The following is an 18,493-nucleotide window of genomic DNA, read 5'->3' as shown; positions in this document are numbered from 1 at the left end:
CGTCAGCCAGCGCAGCCTCTACCCGCCCACTTCTTCGGAAGTGTTCAGGAGGCCAGATCATGAGGTGCCCAAGCTCCCGGCCGTAAAGAGCCGCCAGTCCCGCGTCAGTGGACAACCCTCACAGGCCGCAGGGGCCTTGATCCCTGATAACACTCAGCATTCTTGGCGGGATGACGTGGGGATGGTTTCAAAGGTTTAGCTTCGAGAGGAGTTTGATCATGACACTGGTAGGTAGACGCAACGGACGCAATTTTGGCTATGGCCGACAACTGAGTTATGCCGGCCCGCAGGCGCTCCGCGACTTGTTTGGCGGGGGGCATTACGGCACGGTCAAAGCGCACAGTGATCGCTGGCTGGCGTTTGTGCGGTGGTGTCGGTCGGAGGATGGGCCAGGATTCAACGATGCGCGGCAGATTGATCGGCAGACCTTGTTGGACTATGCCGAACATCTGCGTCAGCAAGTTGAACAAGGTGAGCTCGCCATAGCCACTGCGCAAAACCGATTGTGCAGCGTGAACCGAACCATGGCTGCGCTTCGCGGTGATCAGTATGTGAAGGTGCCGAGTCCGAGCAAGGCGCTGGGAATGCGGCGCACCAGTATCCGCACCGTGCCGCCGCAAGGCCAAGACCGCGAACACGTGAAGCGGATCGTCGAGGCGCTTTACGAACACCAACTGCCGCGTGCGGCGGCCATCGTGCAGTTGGCGCGAGCCACCGGCATGCGATTACGCGAGGCCATCTTAGCCGACCTTCCGCGCCTAAAACGCGAAGCCGAACACTACGGCAAGATCAACATCCAGGATGGCACCAAAGGTGGCCGATCCGGCGCGTCGGCACCTCGCTGGATCACGGTGGATGATCATATTCACGAAGCACTGAGATTCGCCAAACAGGTCTCACCCGACGGCAGCCACAATCTGCTTGCGCCGAACGAAAGCTACCTCGATTTCCAACGGGATATCGTCCGCGCCGCACGGGACCTCCTCCATCAGCAGAACCTCAAAGGCTTTCATGAATTACGGGCGGCCTTTGCATGCGAACGCTATGAGCAAATCACAAAGCATCCCGCGCCTATCAACGATGGCCATTGCTACCAACTCGACCGACACCTCGATCAGGAGGCCCGAGTGAAAATCAGCTATGAGTTAGGGCATGGTCGCATAGAAGTAGTATCAGCTTATATTGGTGGTCGAGCATGAGGGAGCCTTTCGATATGGAGCTTTTTTTGGCGGGCATAATGTCAGGGGCGAACGCAACGAAGAAGCGTCATGTTCATCAAGCAGCGATTATTCAGCAAGAAATAAACAAACACTGGAAAGAGTGCAACCCATGGAGATGGAAGAAAAAACACTTAACTTGGTTTATAAACGAAAAACTAAAAAACCATAGCAATTATACCCGCTACCACTACGGACTAACGATGAAGCTAATTATCAAACGACTTGAAAGAAATTGGCGCATCAAATTAAAAACAACACCTCCGAGCAATACGCAAAAAAATCCAGCCTCCTAGAAGCTGGATTTACTAAAGAAAACCGATCAAACATCCATTAAAAATCGCCTAGATCAACAGCCTCAGGATGGACAGTTCTGTATAGCGCATAACCGTGAATAACTGCCGTAGCTGGAACAAGTCCAACCGCTCGTATAAATGTTGCCATCGCATCTATATGCGATCCGGAAGTCACAACATCGTCAACAATAACAACGTGATTAACATCGTCAATTGAATCCGTACCCTTGAATATTCCGAGAGTATCAAAATGATCGTCCATGTCCCTTCTGCCGCCGGTCAAGTGCGAAGGCGATCTCGGCCAAAAACGTTCGAAAGAGCTACACACCTCGATATTCAACCCGGCTTCATTTCCGTTAATCCAAAGTTTCCACCAATCACAAATCAAATCCATAGTGTATGTAAGATTGCATTCCCTTGGTACTGATGAAGGCACCGGCACAAGTAAAATCTTCCCTTGTATATTTCTCGAACGGCACCATTCGACGAAACTTCTTTTATAATGCCCTGCCTTACTCATTAACGGCGCTGTTTGATAAAGACCATTCACACCAAATGACGGAACTCCACGCTTGGCGTTATGGTGGCTGATAGGCAAATCTTTTGCGCGCTTGACGATAGATCGAAGATCTAATGACGCATATCTATCGGTATTATTACGGTACTGTGTTCTGTCTGGAACATATTCCTGGCCGTGTCCAATATTTTCGGGGGGCACGTGGATTCGATCAACAACATTTATATCGATAGTATGGTAGTCAGAATCAAATGCATAAGCCGTATGGGACATATGACCATTTAAAAAATTCGTTATATGACTCTGAAGCTCTTCAAACGTCCGGGCAACAACCGTAGGCCTTGACCATCGAGTTACTACATCAATATCATGTCGAGAACCCCATGCAGCCAAGATCGAAGGTACGCCTAAAGCGTGAGCCATATATATGTCTTTAGGACTGTCCCCAACAACTAAGAACTCAATATTCGCAAAGGCAAAAAGTGCCGAGATTTGCGTTCTAAGGTTAAGTATATTGGTGATGGGCTTCGATTGTGATCCGAAAATCAACCGATTATCAATATTGTAGCCCGCTTGTCGTAACACATGAGCGCAATATTCAGCAGGAGAATCGGAGACGATTGCCACTGCGAGGTTCGGAGTCTCAGCAAGCACATTAATATACGCAGGAAGCCGAGTATCATAAACTGGCAAGCCAATCCTGCCACTTGCTATTTCTTCTAAAACCGCCTGCCTCCCAGCACTTGACCGCATATAAGCCTGGCAGTCACTGGTATTTACAAGTGTAAGATCCAAATCAAGAAGTAGTACCCGCATCAAAATTCTCCCTTATAACCTTAATTCTATCCTTATATTTCAAAACCCAACTGTATGTGCTTTCGCGAATGTTATTCTCAAGCACATAAAGTTGCTTATTTTGCTCTAAACAAATTCTAATAGCATATTGGGTACCGCTTTTATCACCGGCGCGAGCAACAACAACTCCGTCAGTAGATAAAGCGACAGTTGTTCTATTTCGATTCGCAAAGTACGATCCAAATGAACCTACACCTATAGGGTATTCACTAACCAATAGATCGCTTTCTGCAATTTGCGATTGAAGCTCTCGATTTTCTTTCGGGTAAAACATATCGAGTGGCGTACCTAATACCGCGATAGTTCGACCTCCAAAGCGAATCGCTGCTTTATGTCCCAGAGTATCTGAGCCGGAAGCCAAGCCACTAACTATCGCGTCAACTCCGGAGCTCAATAGTCTTTTAATCACACGTGTTCCGTGATCAATATGATTAGAGTCTACTAACTCCCTAGTCCCTACAAAAGCTATTGATTTTTTGACATCAAGGAGAGAAATATCGCCCAACGTGTAAACTATAGGTGGAGTACCTGGATGCGCACCAAGTTTAATTGGATATATAGAATCAAAAATAGTTACAGCTTTAAAAACCCCAGAAAACTTAATAAGCTTCGCATACACTTTCTTTGCTATATCTTCATCTACTGCAACTAGAGCAAATATATCATTATATAAATTTTCAACCGAGCCAGCTTGCTCAAGCATTTTACGAAAATCATCATTTCCCTTCGCACTGCCAATGGTGATTTTTTTGGAAAGTGCGAGCACCGCATGAATCCATGCCGTTCTCAAGTCAGAGGAGTCGAGATTTTCGAGATACACAGTAAAATCCTTAACAAACCAATGATCACCGGACAATCCGGGTTTTGCTCCAATCGAAAGACCAATGGTGCAGCTCCATATATGATGGCACATTAACACCATTATAGGCACGATAGGAAGTTATACGTTGGTATAACATGGCGTCAGCCGTGCAGCCACTCTGAACCGCGCTCAGCAACTCGTCGCTGAACGGTGAGCGGCTTGTAATCCCGGTCGCCCAACAGGCCATCACTCCGCAGCTCAAAGGTTTTCATAGATCAAAACCTTTCCTTTAAACCGCGGCATAAGCTCGCAAAAAGGGCGATTATGGGTTAGCCCATAGCATTAGGTTCGGTACCCACTACGCTTCAGATACCTAGAAAACAGTAGAGGTAGTCCACGAAGTGGCGCTCTTTTCACCCACTCCTCTAGGTCAACGACCTCGCTAGGAATCATTTTTCGCAACCTGAGCGCAATACTCCTGTTGATACCAAGCGACATGAGCTCAAGAACCTTAGGATCAAAACTGCCAAGTTCAATCATCGCAGGTAAGCTTAAGGAGTATGCGTTTTCCTCTTTTTGCTCTTCCGTAAGCGTGTGACTAACAATATCAGACCACAAAGAAAAATACTTAACCATAATAAATGTAATATTTCTACTTATATGATCCGTAACAAATCGCGCAGCACTATCCACCTTTGGGTCTTCTTGTTCATCTTCTCCGACCGCCTCATTTAAAATTCTTTCGATAAAATACCTATGAGACTTACCGGCCATCCAATAATAAGCATCATAGACTAAACGCCTAATCGATATATATGATCCCCACCGATTCGAATTAATCTCGTGCTCAATATTAAAAACATCATTCAGCTTCTGCGCTATAGATTCAAACTGTGAATAAAATGTTGGCTCGTCAGAACTGTCAACTCCCCCCTTAGATTTACGACTGACGGCAAATTTTGTGGTAATCCAATCTTCCAGTGGCTCAGCAACAATTAGCTTATAAAGCTTATTTTGCAACAATGGATCAATATATGGATTCCTTTGCAACAGTTCAGAAGGTATTGATAGAGACGAACTAACAGGCGCTAGTTTTTTAGCGATAGCATCTCTGTACTTATCGGGAATCTGTGCACTTTCAAGTATGCGCTGATAATGCGTTGAATCAGCAGCATGGAGTTGACGTATGTAAGAGATTGTAGGGTAAAGCTTTTCTCCATTTTCAACCTCCACAATATGAGAGCGTTCCTTATCAACAAGCTGATAAATTCTTTCAAAGTTATCTTCTAATGCAGACACTACCGAAGGACGTATCGTTTTCTGTTTATTGTCGGTTATACGTCCAGCAGCCCACTCTTCATCGATAATATCTAAACAATAAACTTCACCATAAAGATTGGTACTCGCTCGCCCGGCACGCCCAATGAGATTCATGAACTCAAATTGAGTAAGTGCCGTAGCTCCCACCTTAGGATTTATAACTATTAATTTATCTGCAGGAAGATTGACTCCCTGAATCAACGTGGAGGTACAAACCAAATTCTTGATGTGATTATTTGTATATAACTCCTCGATTTCCATTCGAGCGATGTCAGGGAGTCCCGCATGGTGAAACCCGACACCAAGACGTAAAGTTTTTATTAGACAATAATCAGGATGAATTTCGTCAGCCAAATACTCGAGCAAATCTTTTATATCCTGTGATGCTCCCTCGGTAATCGACGCATTAGACATACCAACTATGGGAGCAATTTTATTAGCCCACTTCTCTGCGGAGCTTTTACTAGGTGAAAACACAATACAACTATCATTCTTGTCAATATTATCCATGAACGCGGCAATTGCTTCGCCGTGGTTGTTTTTTGCTTTAGAGTATATAGACCTTTTAAGCTTCAACTCCCCTCCAATCACCTTACCGGTCTGGCTAAACAATCTGTAGCTGGCTATTTTTTCCCTCGGCTTAAATGTAATTGAGGCCTTGATCTGAAATACAGGACTAGAAATTGTTGCTGCCTCAACAAGTTTAATCTTAGCAACCTTTTTTATAGGGTCTGCCACATTATGAATGAAAGGTCCTGCAAACATAAACTGAGTATTGCGCCACTTCGTAACCATTCGGTAAAGCGCATTCTCGAACACGATACCTCGGCTGGCATCTTCTAAATTGTGAATCTCATCAAAAAACACAATTTTTGGAGGCTTAGACATTTCATCTTGAAGGGTCTTAATACAGCGTTCCGGAGTAAGTACAAACACCACTGATTTATCGAATTTTTCCAGCTCTCTATATGTAGTATAGATGTGAGCCGACTCACCCAGCGCGATCTTAAGTTCGGAGCTAGCCTGATTAATCAACGCTTTAGTAGGAACTATATAAAAAGCAACGGATGGCTTCTGCAGAAGCATCTCTACTATATACTTCTGAATAATAAACGACTTTCCCGCTGAGGTCGGTGCCGATATAGCTGTATTATGTCCAGCTATCAATGTATCCCACAATTTCCGCTGAAAATCAGTAAATGTTGCAGTGGTGCTATCAAAAAACTCCTGCGTCAAATAACTCCGCTTAGCCGACAGTTCAAAATCAAGCACCGTGCTGAAATTACTTTGATATTGTCCGCTGCTAAATATATTCGGAACATGCTTGCTGGATAATAAATTTCCAGTTCTAGATTGAAGTATGTAGCAAGCTTTACGGTAGACTTCGTTACCGGGGTCATTTAGAAACAGAAGTGCCCCGTAAGAATTTGCTAAATTTTTAAGTGCCTCTGAGCTTCCTGTTGCGACTATTGATGCCAACCACGTCGCTTTTCGTAGTTGCTCTACCGATAACGAAAGGTGCTCAGGAATGCTGATACCTTTCTTTTTCAAAAATAGGCTTTCTAAAAGCGTATCATATACTGAACAGAAACCCGGGTGCTTAGAGGCATCCTCCGATAGCTTTGTACTCTGGCTCATATTATTTATCTTCCTTGAACTCTATATTATGAATTGCCTTGTACAAGGACTTCTTAAAACCTCCAACATCTGACATTGGAATAAGAAAAAAATCTAAATGAACTTTTTTTAGCTTCTTATAGCCGTCCACCTTTCCATTAATAGACTCAGACAGCTTCAACCCATTCTTAGAAATCCATTTCTCCACAAGTTGTTCCGCGTGACTTTTACTTGTGCATTCATCTTCAATTTTTGATATTCCTGCATCATCGTATACAAGAAGAACCGGGTGAGTTTTGATACAGCTTTGATATTCATCCGTCCCTGGCAAAAATGCATTGTAAATTGTCTCTAACTGATCCAACGAGAAATTTTCAGATATATTTGAACGCGCGATAAACAACTCATGCGACAGGGCGCTAGAGGAGTAATTTTGGTGAAACCGATCTAGCGATTCCAAGGAACTATCCGTGGCCTTACTAAAACTCTGATGAATTTTTGACTCTCCGATGAAGATTGACATTTCATCACCATACTTGCCAAAAAATACACCATCACCGCCTTTTACTTGATCATTGACATTGGTCAGAAGCCTCAATTTATGAGAGACCATAGGAGCTTTAAGAACAGCCTCTACCAACATGTAGAGCATCAATTCCCCGTACTTCCCATCCATCACGGGATTAGTACTACCAAAATGGGCCGCCGCGCGTCTAAATGGTTCAACGCCCTCAAGTTGAAATTTCTGAATTTCCGAACGCCCAAAGATAAAGTGCTTGATAGAGTCAGCCAAATACTCGACAAGAGCTAAAGTTTCTTGTTCAGTACCAGAGAACTTCACTGAAAGGACTCTAACTTTCGTCTTTATTTTCTCTTGAGATGGATGCTGGATAAAAAACTTATCAACCCATTTTAGGTCCGTTGATATGTATTTTTCCCATTTTTCGGACTTCAGATCTTCCATTTTTTCCTTCCCTGAACAAACGCGACAAATCAAACCGCAAAGAGTGGTCTAGCTCGTGACGCCATTATGCCACCACTCTTGAGAAGGTAGGCACTGGTAGTTTGGGTAAGGCTGAGAAAGCTCATTAGGGTAAGTGAAGAGGTAGAATTGAAAGTAAACTTCAATAACGTATTGATTATAAAGAATTTTATTTCAGATTCGACTCCTGGTGCCGCACCATATTAAAAAGCCTCGCAGCGATGCGAGGCTTTTTTTTGCCTGACGAAATGTCCTTCCAGCCCGGCCTTCGGTGGGAGCATCTCCCAAGGCGACGAGTAGCGCTGATGCAGAGCCAAACAGCTAGTTGAATAAGCTATACTCTCGGGCACACATCCGTGGAGAGCAGACGTGGAAAAGCTGAGTTTTCAAGCCAAAAAAGCCTACTTCGCCAAACACCGTAAATCCAACTTCGCGGCCAGCTTGCGCCTCGAGGGTTTTACGACCTCTCCAAATGACGATCACAAGCTTCCCACTCGCGAAGCTGCGCTCATGGCCGTTCGGCAAATCAAAGCTTGAGTAGTAATGACAAATACGGGGTCGATCAGGATCCCTACTGTTACCGGGGAACAGGTACCCTCAAAAACCTACTTGATTTGCATGATGAGGACGACCTCAACGAGGCCGAACGCTATCTCACCGAAGCTGCCGCAGAGCGGCTTGAGTTCATAGAGCCGCCATACAGCCTGGATACTCTGAAACAAATTCATCGTACCCTATTCTCGGCTATCTATAGTTGGGCCGGCGAGATCCGGACGGTAAAGATCAGCAAAGGTGGAAATCAGTTCTGCGTCCCTGACCGCATAGAGCCGGAAGCCGCCAGAGAATTCCGAAAAGTCGAGTCCAACGGCTGGTTTGAAGGCTATTCACGCGACTTACTGCTCAAAGCCGTCGCCGAGTCCTACAGTACGTTGAACGTCGCACATCCCTTCCGAGAAGGTAACGGACGAGCCCAGCGGATGCTGTTCGAATGGATCATCATCAACGCGGGTTACGAGATCAATTGGTGGGAAGTCGACAAACAAGAATGGATTAAAGCGAATCATCAGTCATTTCATGGCGACGATGGCCCGCTGATCCAGATATTTGATCGTTGCATTGGTCTGCCGATCATGGAAGACAATGCAGACGACGCCTGATGGGGAGTGAACAAGCCCCATGAAAAAAGACAGGACAGCGTTTCCCCCGGCGACCAGCTATACAAGCGCTACACACTTTTGTGACAGGTAAAGAAAAGGGCCACCATTGCCGGCAGCCCTTGAAAGTACGCTTGATATTCATATACACACCCTCAAGCAGGGGTGTGGGGGTCTCACCCTACGCTGATGATCCAACCATCGACGGGGTTCCTACGCCAGTTATAGCCGCTGGATGGCAACTGGTTTCGCGCTCACGGCTAAATTAGGAAAATAGGGGTCAAAGCATGTTTTCAATAATGGTGGTCTGACCCCTGTTTCCCGACAAATCATAAAAATCAGGCCTATACTTTGGCAATTGAAAAACACACGCGCACACTTCTACCTATATATGCCCCCTACGAGCTCATCTATCAATCCATTCTATGCCTCGATCCATACGCAACCGCCCATTCACCTGTAAAAACAACTGCCTGATCGACCGTATTTCATTATTCATATACACCCGATCAATCTTTTCCACATCCCCAAACCCCGCCGCATTTTCCGGCATGGAAAATAGGGGTCAGAGCATGTTTTCAATAATGGTAGTCTGCCCCTGTTTCCCAAACTGTTCGACGGCGGCGGCATGTACCTTTTCGTCAAACCCAATGGCGTGAAGACCTGGCGCTTGAAGTACACCAAGCCCAGCGGCAAGGAAGGTACGCTCATCATTGGCAATTACCCCATCGTTACCGCCAACCTCTCCCGGTCGCGGCTCATCAGCGACCGAGGCTAAAAACTCCATTAACTCAGAGAATGCCGCACAGTTTACGTAAATGTTCACGCGGCTCACCACCGGCAAGTATCATTACTCACCCTGAATTATTTTTGCTCCGTATTGAAACTGAGCCTCATTAACTCGGATCATCTCTCCAATGAAGGTTACAGACTGCCCAACGTGTAATGGACCTCCAGACACCACGTCCGAGTCGGAAAAGGTATAGTGATTGAGATTTTTTGTGTTCTTATCTGCAATTACCCCCCCCGAGCGCTCAGAACTATATGACAGTACCGTACCGGAAAGTATGGTCATTCCCACCCTATACGGCCTACCTTGAACCAAGGTAGCTCTATATCCAGGGGTCCCGCCACTTAAAGATACTTCTTCAGTAAAAAACACAAGCTGGTCTTTTTCCAACGTCTCACCAGATACCACGTCCGAGTCATGAAAAACATAACGTTTCATGCTTCCCGCCTCGTCGCCTATCGTCCCCGTCTGGTACTTGGGATCATAAAATAAAACCTTTCCATTAAGAGTGGCCATGTGCACGCCTCCGAATAGTATGTTTGAAATTGCAAACATTTAAGCAAATTCACTATCACGAACCCGTGTACTATTCCACAGCATCAAAATGGCCAACACTGTTAGAAACAACAGGAAGTTAGATTAATTTGAATTATCCCTTATCGCCGGTGGTTTACTCCGTGAAGGCGCCTGCTCTCAGTGCTGCGTGTACAGGTCAATTGCTTGGAGAACAGCGGTCAATAGGGGCAAGGCCATATTTTCAATCAGATAACGAAAATCATGTTCTTCCCCTGACTCCCCCTAACGCCCAAAACCATCAAACCCCCAACTACTCCGACAACGACTCGATCATCTGCCCATGACACACCGCCAAAATCTCATCCGCCAGCGCCGAGTCGTCAGGGCAGGCGCGCGATAGCGTGATCGCGCCGACCGCGCGTGCCAGCAGGTCGATCATTTTCTGCCTTGCCTCACCCGGCGCCGCATCCGGGCCGGTCGGGTATTTTTCGCCGAGCGTTTGCAGCATGTGCTCGATGCCTTCAGCGAATGCCGATTTCAAGTCGCCCGATTGACGCGCTGCGTCACCGCACAGCGCTGCCATGGTGCAACCCGTGGCGCGTCTGTCGCGATGCTCCCTGGAGACGTACAGATCGATGAAGTCCTTCACGCTCAATGCTTCGGCGTTGGCCAGTGAGTGCGCAAGGCTGTTGGCCGAGGCTTCGGCCATCAGGTCGGCCTTTGAAGCGAAATGTTTGTAGAAACCGCCATGGGTGAAACCGGCGGCGGCCATCAGGTCGGCCACGCCGACTCCGTCAAAGCCGCGCTCGCGAAACACGACTGACGCCGTTTCGACGATGTGCTCCCGATTTGCCTGGGCCTGAGCCTTGGACACTCGCATGTTCGATACCTCTCTACCGCTGAAATTCATCGGCTGATGATACATAGATGTCGACCATAATCAAAACCGTTGACAGTTTAGATTTCGATCATCATCCTAATCGCAAGCAAGATGACCATTTACCAACGGGCACGGAACACACACCCATGAGCGACTTGAACCTGTTTACCCCCTACACACTGGGCGCTCTGACGCTGTCGAACCGCGTGGTTCTCGCGCCACTGACGCGCAATCGCGCCGGAAAGGGTTTTGTACCGAGTGAATTTGCTGCGGCCTATTACAGCCAGCGGGCCAGTGCGGGGTTGCTGATTTCCGAAGCCTCGCAGATCTCCCAGCAGGGGCAGGGCTATCAGGACACGCCAGGTATTTACACAGCGGCTCAGATAGAGGGATGGCGCAAGGTGACCGATGCCGTACACGCCAAGGGCGGGAGGATTTTCCTGCAGCTGTGGCATGTGGGCCGTGTTTCCCACGTGGATCTGCAACCGCACGGCGCGGCGCCGGTAGGCCCTTCCGCGCTGCGTGCGGCGACCAAGGTGTTCGTCAATAATCGCTTCGAGGACGTTTCCGAGCCGCGCGCGCTGGAAATTGACGAGCTCCCAGGCATCGTCAACGATTTCCGCCAAGCGGCGGCAAACGCCATTGCGGCAGGCTTCGACGGCGTGGAAATCCACGGTGCAAACGGCTATTTGCTGGATCAGTTCATCAAGGACGGCGCCAACCTGCGCACCGATGCCTACGGCGGCTCGATCGCAAACCGTGCGCGCCTGCTGCTGGAAGTGACGGCCGCGGTGGCCGCCGAGATTGGTGCTGATCGCACGGGGATTCGCCTTTCGCCGGTCTCGCCGGCCAATGGGGTATCGAGCAGTGATCCGCAGGCTCAGTTCGATTACATCGTCGATCAACTCAATGCCCTGGACGTCGTTTATCTGCACGTCGTCGAAGGCGCAACCGGCGGGCCACGCGATGTGGCGCCCTTTGATTTCGACGCCTTGCGCCAGCGCTTCAAGAATACTTACATCGCCAACAACGGCTATGACCTGGATCTGGCCACCGCACGCCTTGCGCACGACAGGGCCGACCTGATCGCCTTTGGCCGCCCGTTTATCGCCAACCCCGATCTGGTGGAGCGGCTCAAGACCGCTGCGCCGCTGTCCGCCTTCGACCCCTCCACGCTCTATGGCGGCGGCGCGGCGGGATACATCGACTACCCAACGCTTGCCGAATCCAGCACCCGCGCGAACTGAGCACTGGCTGATCGAGCCCGGTTTTATTCGTGCATCAATCCATGTTCCCGATAAAGAGCTGACATCATGACAACTTACCCTGCTGTTCTCATCACTGGCGCTTCCACTGGCATCGGCGCGGTTTACGCCGAGCGTTTTGCCCAACGCGGGCATGATCTGGTGTTGGTTGCCCGCGACCACGCGCGCCTGGAAACGCTCGCCGCAAAGTTGCGCGGTGAACACAACGTCGCCGTTGAAGTGCTTGCGGCCGACCTGACTCAACTCGGCGACCTGCACACAGTCGAAGCGCGCCTGCGGGATGACGCTCGCATCGGCATCCTCGTCAACAATGCCGGTGCCGCGCAGTCCGGCAGCTTCATCGAGCAAAGCACCGACAGCGTGGCGCAACTGGTGGCCCTCAACACCACTGCGCTGGTGCGACTCGCCAGCGCCATCGCGCCACGCCTGGCCAAAGCCGGTGCAGGCGCGATCATCAACATCGGTTCGGTGGTGGGCCTGGCGCCTGAGTTTGGTATGTCGGTCTACGGGGCGACCAAGGCGTTTGTGCTGTTCCTTTCCCAAGGCCTGAGCCTGGAGCTTTCGCCTCAGGGTGTTTATGTGCAGGCCGTATTGCCCGCGGCCACCCGCACGGAGATCTGGGATCGCGCCGGTATCGACATCAACACCTTGAGCGAAGTCATGGAAGTGGCTGACCTGGTCGATGCCGCACTGGTCGGCTTCGATCGCCGCGAACCGGTGACCATTCCGCCGCTGCAAGAAGGCGAGCGCTGGGATGCCCTGCAAACCGCACGTCAGGGTCTTTTGTCGCAGATCAGACAGTCCGTCGTGGCGCCGCGCTATTTGACTCAAGTCTGAACCCTGTCGAGCAGGTCGGCCTCGCTCCGCAATCGCACGGAATAAACATGACTCTTTTGGCTAGCAGCAATCATCCCGGTTCACCGTCGTCATTTATCCACGCGGCGAACCAGTCGGTTCTGGTGGGCGGGATACCTTTTGCCTACCGCGATCTGGGCCCCAGAACGCAGGTTCCGCTGGTCATGTTCAACCATTGGGGGGCAGTGCTGGATAACTTTGACCCCAGGATCATTGACGGTCTGGCGAAAAACCGGCGTGTCATCACCACCGATTACCGTGGTATCGGTGGCTCGGGTGGCGTCGCGCCGTTGACCGTCGGTGAAATGGCTGACGATGGTATCGGTTTTATCCGTGCGTTGGGTTTGGACAAGGTGGACCTGCTCGGCTTTTCACTCGGTGGCTTCGTCGCTCAAGACATCGCCCTGAAAGCCCCCGAACGCGTGCGCCGGCTGATCCTCACCGGAACCGGACCGGCCGGCGGCACAGGCATCGACAACGTCGGTTCGGTGACCTGGCCGTTGATGCTCAAGGGGCTGCTGACGCTACGCGATCCCAAGTTCTACCTATTCTTTACCGGCACGGCCAACGGACAACGCGCCGCGTCCGAGTATTTGCAACGGCTGAAAGAACGCCAGCAAGACCGGGACAAAGGCCCGACACCCCGTGCGTTTTTTCGGCAATTAAAAGCCATTACTGCGTGGGGCAGGCAGGCGCCGCAAGACCTCGGGCGCTTGCAGATGCCGACGCTGATCGCCAACGGCGACAACGACATCATGGTGCCCACGGTCAACTCGCTTGAGCTGGCAAAGCGAATCCCCGACGCGCAACTGGTCATTTACCCGGACGCCGGGCATGGCAGCATTTTCCAGCACCCTGGCGATTTCGTGAGCAAGACCTTGGCGTTCCTCGACGCCTGAACGTCTCATCGCATCAACGTTGCCGGGGCCGCGCCCCGTTCTCATTCCACCGACAAGAGCGTTGCAACATGAAGGCATTTCTTATCGACCGCTACGGCAAGCAGAACGGCATGCTTGGCGAAGTGCCCGACCCTGCGGTCGGTGTGCATGACGTTCTGATCCAGGTGCACGCAACAAGCGTGAACCCGTTGGACTCGAAGATCAGAACCGGCGAATTCAAACTGATCCTGCCTTATACATTTCCATTGGTCTTGGGCAACGACCTGGCGGGGGTGGTCGTTCGCACAGGCTCGGCGGTGACGCGGTTCAACCCGGGAGACGAAGTCTATGCACGCCCTCCCGAGGATCGGATCGGCACGTTTGCCGAACTGATCGCCGTGAACGAAAACGCACTCGCGCTGAAACCCTCGAACCTGGACATGGCCGAAGCGGCGTCCGTCCCCTTGGCCGCCTTGACGGCTTGGCAGGCGCTGGTTGAGACCGCCCAGCTGAAAAAAGGCCAGAAGGTGTTGATTCATGCCGGCTCCGGCGGTGTCGGCACGTTTGCCATCCAGCTCGCCAAACACCTCGGCGCTTTTGTTGCGACCACCACCAGCACGGCGAATGTCGAATGGGTAAAGGCGCTCGGGGCGGATGTGGTCATCGACTACAAGAAGCACGACTTTGCGAGCGAATTACACGATTTCGACCTGGTATTGAACAGCCAGGGCAAGGATGTGCTGATGAAATCGGTCGAGGTTCTCAAGCCCGGCGGACAGCTCATTTCCCTCTCCGGGCCACCGACGGCAGCCTTTGCCCAAGCGCAAGGCTTGTCCTGGATGCTGCGACAAGTCATGCGCCTGCTGAGCAGCGGTATTCGTAGAAAAGCCCGCAAGCACGGGGTGAACTATGCATTTCTGTTTATGCGGGCCAGCGGCGTACAACTGCAAAAAATCAGCTCGCTTATCGAAGCTGGCGTTATCAAACCGGTCATTGATCGTTCCTTCCCTTTTGAATCGACGGCAGAGGCGTTGCGCTACGTCGAGCAGGGCAGATCAAAAGGCAAAGTCATCATCACTCTCCAATAAGCGCACTCCAACAATATGTCAGTCGATAACGCGCACGTCGCCAAGTACCAGCCCCCAGCGCCTGAACCAGAGGAACCGCCACCGCACACACAGGCGCCGTTGCAACCGCAAGTTGCACCTGTGGAAGCGCCGATAATCATTTGGCGTAGCTTGATGCTTGAGCAGTAACGGGAAAGGGGGCGAATGTCGAAAAGCGATGATCTTGTCGCCGAATCGACCATCATGTTTACTGTGCTTTCAACAGCGCGACTTCAGCAGAAGTTCCACACGTATTTCCCCGCGCACCCAGACGGTTTCAAGTGGATTGCCTCTAAAAACAGGTGCGCCCCCCATGACGAATGCTGCGCCAGCCATCAAACTCAGCACTCTTCGACAAATAGCCCCCTATCTGAGCATGCGCAGCGTGTTGCCGCTGGAGTTCTTTCGGCGTTTTGGTATCTCTCCTCACGTGTTTCAAAACCCGGATGCCTGGGTACCACGAGCGGCCTGCTTTCATATCGCCAACGAAATGGCAGCTATCGCACAGGACCCCTTCGCCGGTGCGTCTGTGGGGCATTTGACCGACGTGCGCTCACTCGGTGCATGGGGCGAATTGATATTGGGTTCCACCAGCCTCGCTCAGGCGTGTGCAATGGCGGCAGTCCATACGCAATTACTGCATCAAGGAGGAGAAGTAAACATTGTCACCGAAGGGCGCACGACGAAACTCATCCACCACTTTAACGGGCAGCACGGGGCTGATCCGAAGCAAGTCATTACCGCCAGCCTGGTGGTGCTCAGAAAAGTGCCGCTCATGTCCGGCGAGCCCGGCGCCATACGCGTACATCTAAAGAACCCAAGAGAAAGAGGCGACGAGGCGCTTGAAGAATACCTGGGCCCGAATCTCCACATGAACGCTGAGTACAACATGATCGAGTTCGATCGTGAGTTGCTTGAAATTCCCCTGCACTACACTCGGGATATTGCCTGGAAAACCACTCAAGCCTTGAAGTCGACCACTGAAACAGCTGACGTGCTCGCCAAGCAGATAGCGGATCAGGAACTGTCCAAACTTGCGACTATTTCACGAACGATCGGGCTGTCGCCCCGAACGTTGCAGCGTCGCCTCGAACATTGCGGCATCGACTTTGACGCATTACGTGACGAGACACGTCGTAGCGAAGCATTTCAGTTACTGGCCAGCGGTAAATACAGCGCAACCGAGATTGCCTATATGGTCGGCTACAGCGATCCCGCGCACTTCACGCGTGCCTTCAAGCGCTGGACCGGGAGCCCGCCGTCGCGCTATCGCTCCATCTTGTTGAAACAAGATCGTTAACCTCCCCTCCTCGCCTGCTTGCCCAACTCTTTAGCCCCGTTCAGGGATGGCCTTCGCGTGCGCGCTCGCTTTGCTTTTGGCACCAAATGGCAAGTTTGTGCCAAGGCGTTCTTATACAGTCAAAAAATTAACGCCAACTTATAAAACCAAGAGGTTTACATGTCCCCTTCATCCACGGCCTGCATCTTCGCCATGGCGTTGGCAGCTTTTGGAAGCGCGAACGCCCAGTCATCCTCGGACGCGGCAATACCGGTGGGTGTAGATAACTTCGTGCGTGCCGAGTCCGATCTCTACTTGGGAAAAATGGTGGCGACTGGCAGTTTGGGCCGCTTTGTTCACAGCCGCGAAGCCGTGCCAATCGATGCCCAGAATGTGGTGCGGATGAATCGGGACACGCTCTATTCATCGGCGGTGTTCGATCTCGATGCAGGCCCCGTCACGATCACCTTGCCCGAGGCCGGGGGAAGGTTCATGTCGATGGCGGTGATCAATGAAGATCACTACGTACCCATCGTCACTTACGGCGCCGGTCGCCGGACGCTGACGAAAGAGGCTGTCGGCACACGTTATGTGTTTGTGGCGGTGCGGACGTTCTTCGACCCCTCCGATCGCAAAGACCTTGAAACAGTGCATGCACTGCAGGACGCAATCACGGTCAGCCAAGCCAAGGTTGGGGAGTTCGTCGTACCGAAGTGGGACCAGGCCAGCCAGGCCAAGGTACGTGATGCCTTGGCCGTCCTGGGCTCGACCATTCCCGACTACAACCAGTCCTTTGGGCCCAAGGGCGCGGTCAACCCGATCCATCACTTGATCGGCACTGCGACGGGGTGGGGCGGAAACCCAGCCAAGGACGCTATCTACCTGGGCGGGGTGATGCCAAAGAACAACGGCAACACTGTGTACCGGCTCAAAGTCGGGGATGTTCCGGTGAACAGTTTCTGGTCCGTGAGTGTTTATAACGCAGACGGTTACTTTGAGAAAAACCCTCAGGACGCTTACTCGTTGAACAACCTCACCGCCAAGAAAAGTGAGGATGGTTCGATTGTCATTCAGTTCGGTGGCTGCGACGCAAAGATCGCGAATTGCCTGCCGACTCCACCCGGCTGGAACTACACAGTCAGGCTTTATCAGCCAAGCGAACAAATACTGAATGGCCAATGGAGCTTTCCGAAGCCGCAGCCAGTCACGCGCTGATTAAAAATCTACAAACTTTATAACTAAATAAAAACGCCAATAAGTTTGGCTTTACCGCATAGGAGAGACGCAATGACAACCATCGGTGGTTCAAACTTTCTCAAGCATCCGGTAACGCTCATTACCGGTGCGACACTCGCACTTGCGATGGTATTGCCTGCACACGCGGAGGATTCAAACGAACCCTCCGTGACCGTCGGCGGCGGGCTGGCCGTCGGCCCGTTGTACGAAGGCGCTTCACACTATGCCGCATTCCCTTCACTGAAATTCAAAGCGGTCTTGCCTACCGAAAACTGGGGCAAATTCACCGCCGCTTTCCCGGACGGACTGCGCTGGGATTTGCCGGGGCTTTCTCCTTTTGGCGTGGCTCTGCTGATGGGTTACGACCCGGGGCGCAAGGAAAGAATCCACACCCTCGACGGTCGGGATAACTACCTGAGGGGAATGGGCAACCTGGACAGCACGGCCTTGGTCGGGGCGGAAGCGTATTGGGTGCTGCCGGCCGGTCGCCTGTTCGTTCGAGGCCTGCAATCAACCCAGAACCGTGATTACGGTGGGCAAAGCCTGGGGCGTACCGCGTATCTGGAGGCCGGGGTGGCCACTGCCTACGCACTGTCTTCGACATTGACCCTGGACTCGACCCTGTACGGCACCTGGAGCAACGAGAACGACATGATGGCGCGCTTCGGTGTCACCGCCCAACAGGCTGCACGCACCCGGTTCGACGAATACCACCCCGGTGGCGGGATGCGCGACGTGACCTTGAAACTGGGCCTCACCTGGCAATGGCAACCACAACTGGCACTGGAAGGCGGCGTCAAGACCTACGCCCTGGTCTCCGATGCCCGCAACAGCCCGCTGACGGGCGAAAAAGTGGGCGCAGGCGCCTATCTGAACGCCCTCTACCGGTTTTGATCAGCCGGCAATTCCGGGATAGATAAGGGAATCC

The 18,493-nt window shown here is 51.3% G+C and carries 17 protein-coding genes and 2 pseudogenes; 12 read left to right on the top strand and 7 right to left on the bottom strand.

What is annotated here, in order from left to right:
• Positions 1-218: 218 nt before the first annotated feature.
• Complete coding sequence (locus TU80_RS26965; RefSeq protein WP_057005792.1) at positions 219-1,199, top strand: integrase domain-containing protein; 981 nt, start codon at positions 219-221, stop codon at positions 1,197-1,199.
• Between the two features lie 14 nt (positions 1,200-1,213).
• Complete coding sequence (locus tag TU80_RS32175) at positions 1,214-1,513, top strand: hypothetical protein (protein WP_234427158.1); 300 nt, start codon at positions 1,214-1,216, stop codon at positions 1,511-1,513.
• Positions 1,514-1,550: 37 nt separating this feature from the next.
• On the opposite strand, the gene TU80_RS32820 is transcribed toward TU80_RS32175, so the two are convergent.
• The 4 genes from TU80_RS32820 to TU80_RS26955 form a co-directional block, all read right to left on the bottom strand.
• On the bottom strand, positions 1,551-2,846 hold the full coding sequence (locus tag TU80_RS32820) for an HAD family hydrolase (protein WP_134939836.1): 1,296 nt from the start codon (positions 2,844-2,846) through the stop codon (positions 1,551-1,553).
• Positions 2,827-3,705, bottom strand: a complete 879-nt coding sequence (locus TU80_RS32170) for a DNA-processing protein DprA (protein WP_234427159.1) — start codon at positions 3,703-3,705, stop codon at positions 2,827-2,829. Before TU80_RS32170 ends, TU80_RS32820 begins: the two co-directional genes overlap by 20 nt.
• A gap of 324 nt (positions 3,706-4,029) precedes the next feature.
• Positions 4,030-6,645, bottom strand: a complete 2,616-nt coding sequence (locus tag TU80_RS26960; RefSeq protein WP_057005791.1) for a DEAD/DEAH box helicase — start codon at positions 6,643-6,645, stop codon at positions 4,030-4,032.
• A 1-nt stretch (position 6,646) separates the two neighbouring features.
• Positions 6,647-7,588 (bottom strand): HamA C-terminal domain-containing protein, encoded by a 942-nt coding sequence (locus TU80_RS26955; protein WP_057005790.1) that lies wholly within the window; start codon positions 7,586-7,588, stop codon positions 6,647-6,649.
• 387 nt (positions 7,589-7,975) lie between these two features.
• Here TU80_RS26955 and TU80_RS32815 point away from each other — a divergent pair, with 387 nt between their 5' ends.
• Both TU80_RS32815 and TU80_RS26950 read left to right on the top strand, forming a co-directional pair.
• Positions 7,976-8,143 (top strand): YhfG family protein, encoded by a 168-nt coding sequence (locus tag TU80_RS32815; protein WP_090234743.1) that lies wholly within the window; start codon positions 7,976-7,978, stop codon positions 8,141-8,143.
• Positions 8,140-8,763 carry a Fic/DOC family protein gene (locus tag TU80_RS26950; protein ID WP_057005789.1) on the top strand — a complete coding sequence of 208 codons (624 nt, stop codon included), beginning with the start codon at positions 8,140-8,142 and terminating at the stop codon, positions 8,761-8,763. Before TU80_RS32815 ends, TU80_RS26950 begins: the two co-directional genes overlap by 4 nt.
• A 403-nt stretch (positions 8,764-9,166) precedes the next feature.
• Here the strand turns inward: TU80_RS26950 and TU80_RS33575 are convergent.
• Positions 9,167-9,313, bottom strand: a pseudogene (locus TU80_RS33575) (phage portal protein); the annotation flags it as partial.
• 54 nt (positions 9,314-9,367) lie between these two features.
• Here TU80_RS33575 and TU80_RS32160 point away from each other — a divergent pair.
• A pseudogene (locus tag TU80_RS32160) lies at positions 9,368-9,517 on the top strand (Arm DNA-binding domain-containing protein); the annotation flags it as partial.
• 93 nt (positions 9,518-9,610) lie between these two features.
• Here the strand turns inward: TU80_RS32160 and TU80_RS26940 are convergent.
• Together TU80_RS26940 and TU80_RS26935 are read right to left on the bottom strand one after the other, a co-directional pair.
• A complete protein-coding gene (locus TU80_RS26940; protein ID WP_017848534.1) occupies positions 9,611-10,066 on the bottom strand; it encodes a hypothetical protein in 456 nt (151 codons plus the stop codon).
• Between the two features lie 310 nt (positions 10,067-10,376).
• Entirely contained in the window at positions 10,377-10,946 is a 570-nt protein-coding gene (locus tag TU80_RS26935) for a TetR/AcrR family transcriptional regulator (RefSeq protein WP_046488718.1), read from the bottom strand.
• Between the two features lie 146 nt (positions 10,947-11,092).
• Between TU80_RS26935 and TU80_RS26930 the strand changes: the two genes are divergently transcribed.
• The 7 genes from TU80_RS26930 (at position 11,093) to TU80_RS26900 (ending at position 18,459) form a co-directional block, all read left to right on the top strand.
• Positions 11,093-12,193, top strand: a complete 1,101-nt coding sequence (locus TU80_RS26930) for an alkene reductase (protein ID WP_057005787.1) — start codon at positions 11,093-11,095, stop codon at positions 12,191-12,193.
• Between the two features lie 66 nt (positions 12,194-12,259).
• Positions 12,260-13,048, top strand: coding sequence for an SDR family NAD(P)-dependent oxidoreductase (locus tag TU80_RS26925; protein WP_057005786.1), 789 nt, complete (start codon positions 12,260-12,262; stop codon positions 13,046-13,048).
• A gap of 47 nt (positions 13,049-13,095) precedes the next feature.
• On the top strand, positions 13,096-13,965 hold the full coding sequence (locus tag TU80_RS26920) for an alpha/beta fold hydrolase (RefSeq protein ID WP_057005785.1): 870 nt from the start codon (positions 13,096-13,098) through the stop codon (positions 13,963-13,965).
• A gap of 68 nt (positions 13,966-14,033) precedes the next feature.
• Positions 14,034-15,032, top strand: a complete 999-nt coding sequence (locus TU80_RS26915) for an NADP-dependent oxidoreductase (protein ID WP_057005784.1) — start codon at positions 14,034-14,036, stop codon at positions 15,030-15,032.
• Positions 15,033-15,363: 331 nt separating this feature from the next.
• Positions 15,364-16,350 carry an AraC family transcriptional regulator gene (locus TU80_RS26910; RefSeq protein WP_057005783.1) on the top strand — a complete coding sequence of 329 codons (987 nt, stop codon included), beginning with the start codon at positions 15,364-15,366 and terminating at the stop codon, positions 16,348-16,350.
• A gap of 159 nt (positions 16,351-16,509) precedes the next feature.
• Complete coding sequence (locus TU80_RS26905; protein ID WP_057005782.1) at positions 16,510-17,544, top strand: DUF1254 domain-containing protein; 1,035 nt, start codon at positions 16,510-16,512, stop codon at positions 17,542-17,544.
• A gap of 72 nt (positions 17,545-17,616) precedes the next feature.
• On the top strand, positions 17,617-18,459 hold the full coding sequence (locus TU80_RS26900) for a MipA/OmpV family protein (RefSeq protein WP_057005781.1): 843 nt from the start codon (positions 17,617-17,619) through the stop codon (positions 18,457-18,459).
• Positions 18,460-18,493: the final 34 nt, after the last annotated feature.

This window comes from Pseudomonas veronii (genome assembly GCF_001439695.1).
GTDB classification, from domain to species: Bacteria; Pseudomonadota; Gammaproteobacteria; order Pseudomonadales; family Pseudomonadaceae; genus Aquipseudomonas; species Aquipseudomonas veronii.
Note: the sequence above shows the minus strand (reverse complement) of the source record. Positions and strands in the feature narration are given on the sequence as shown.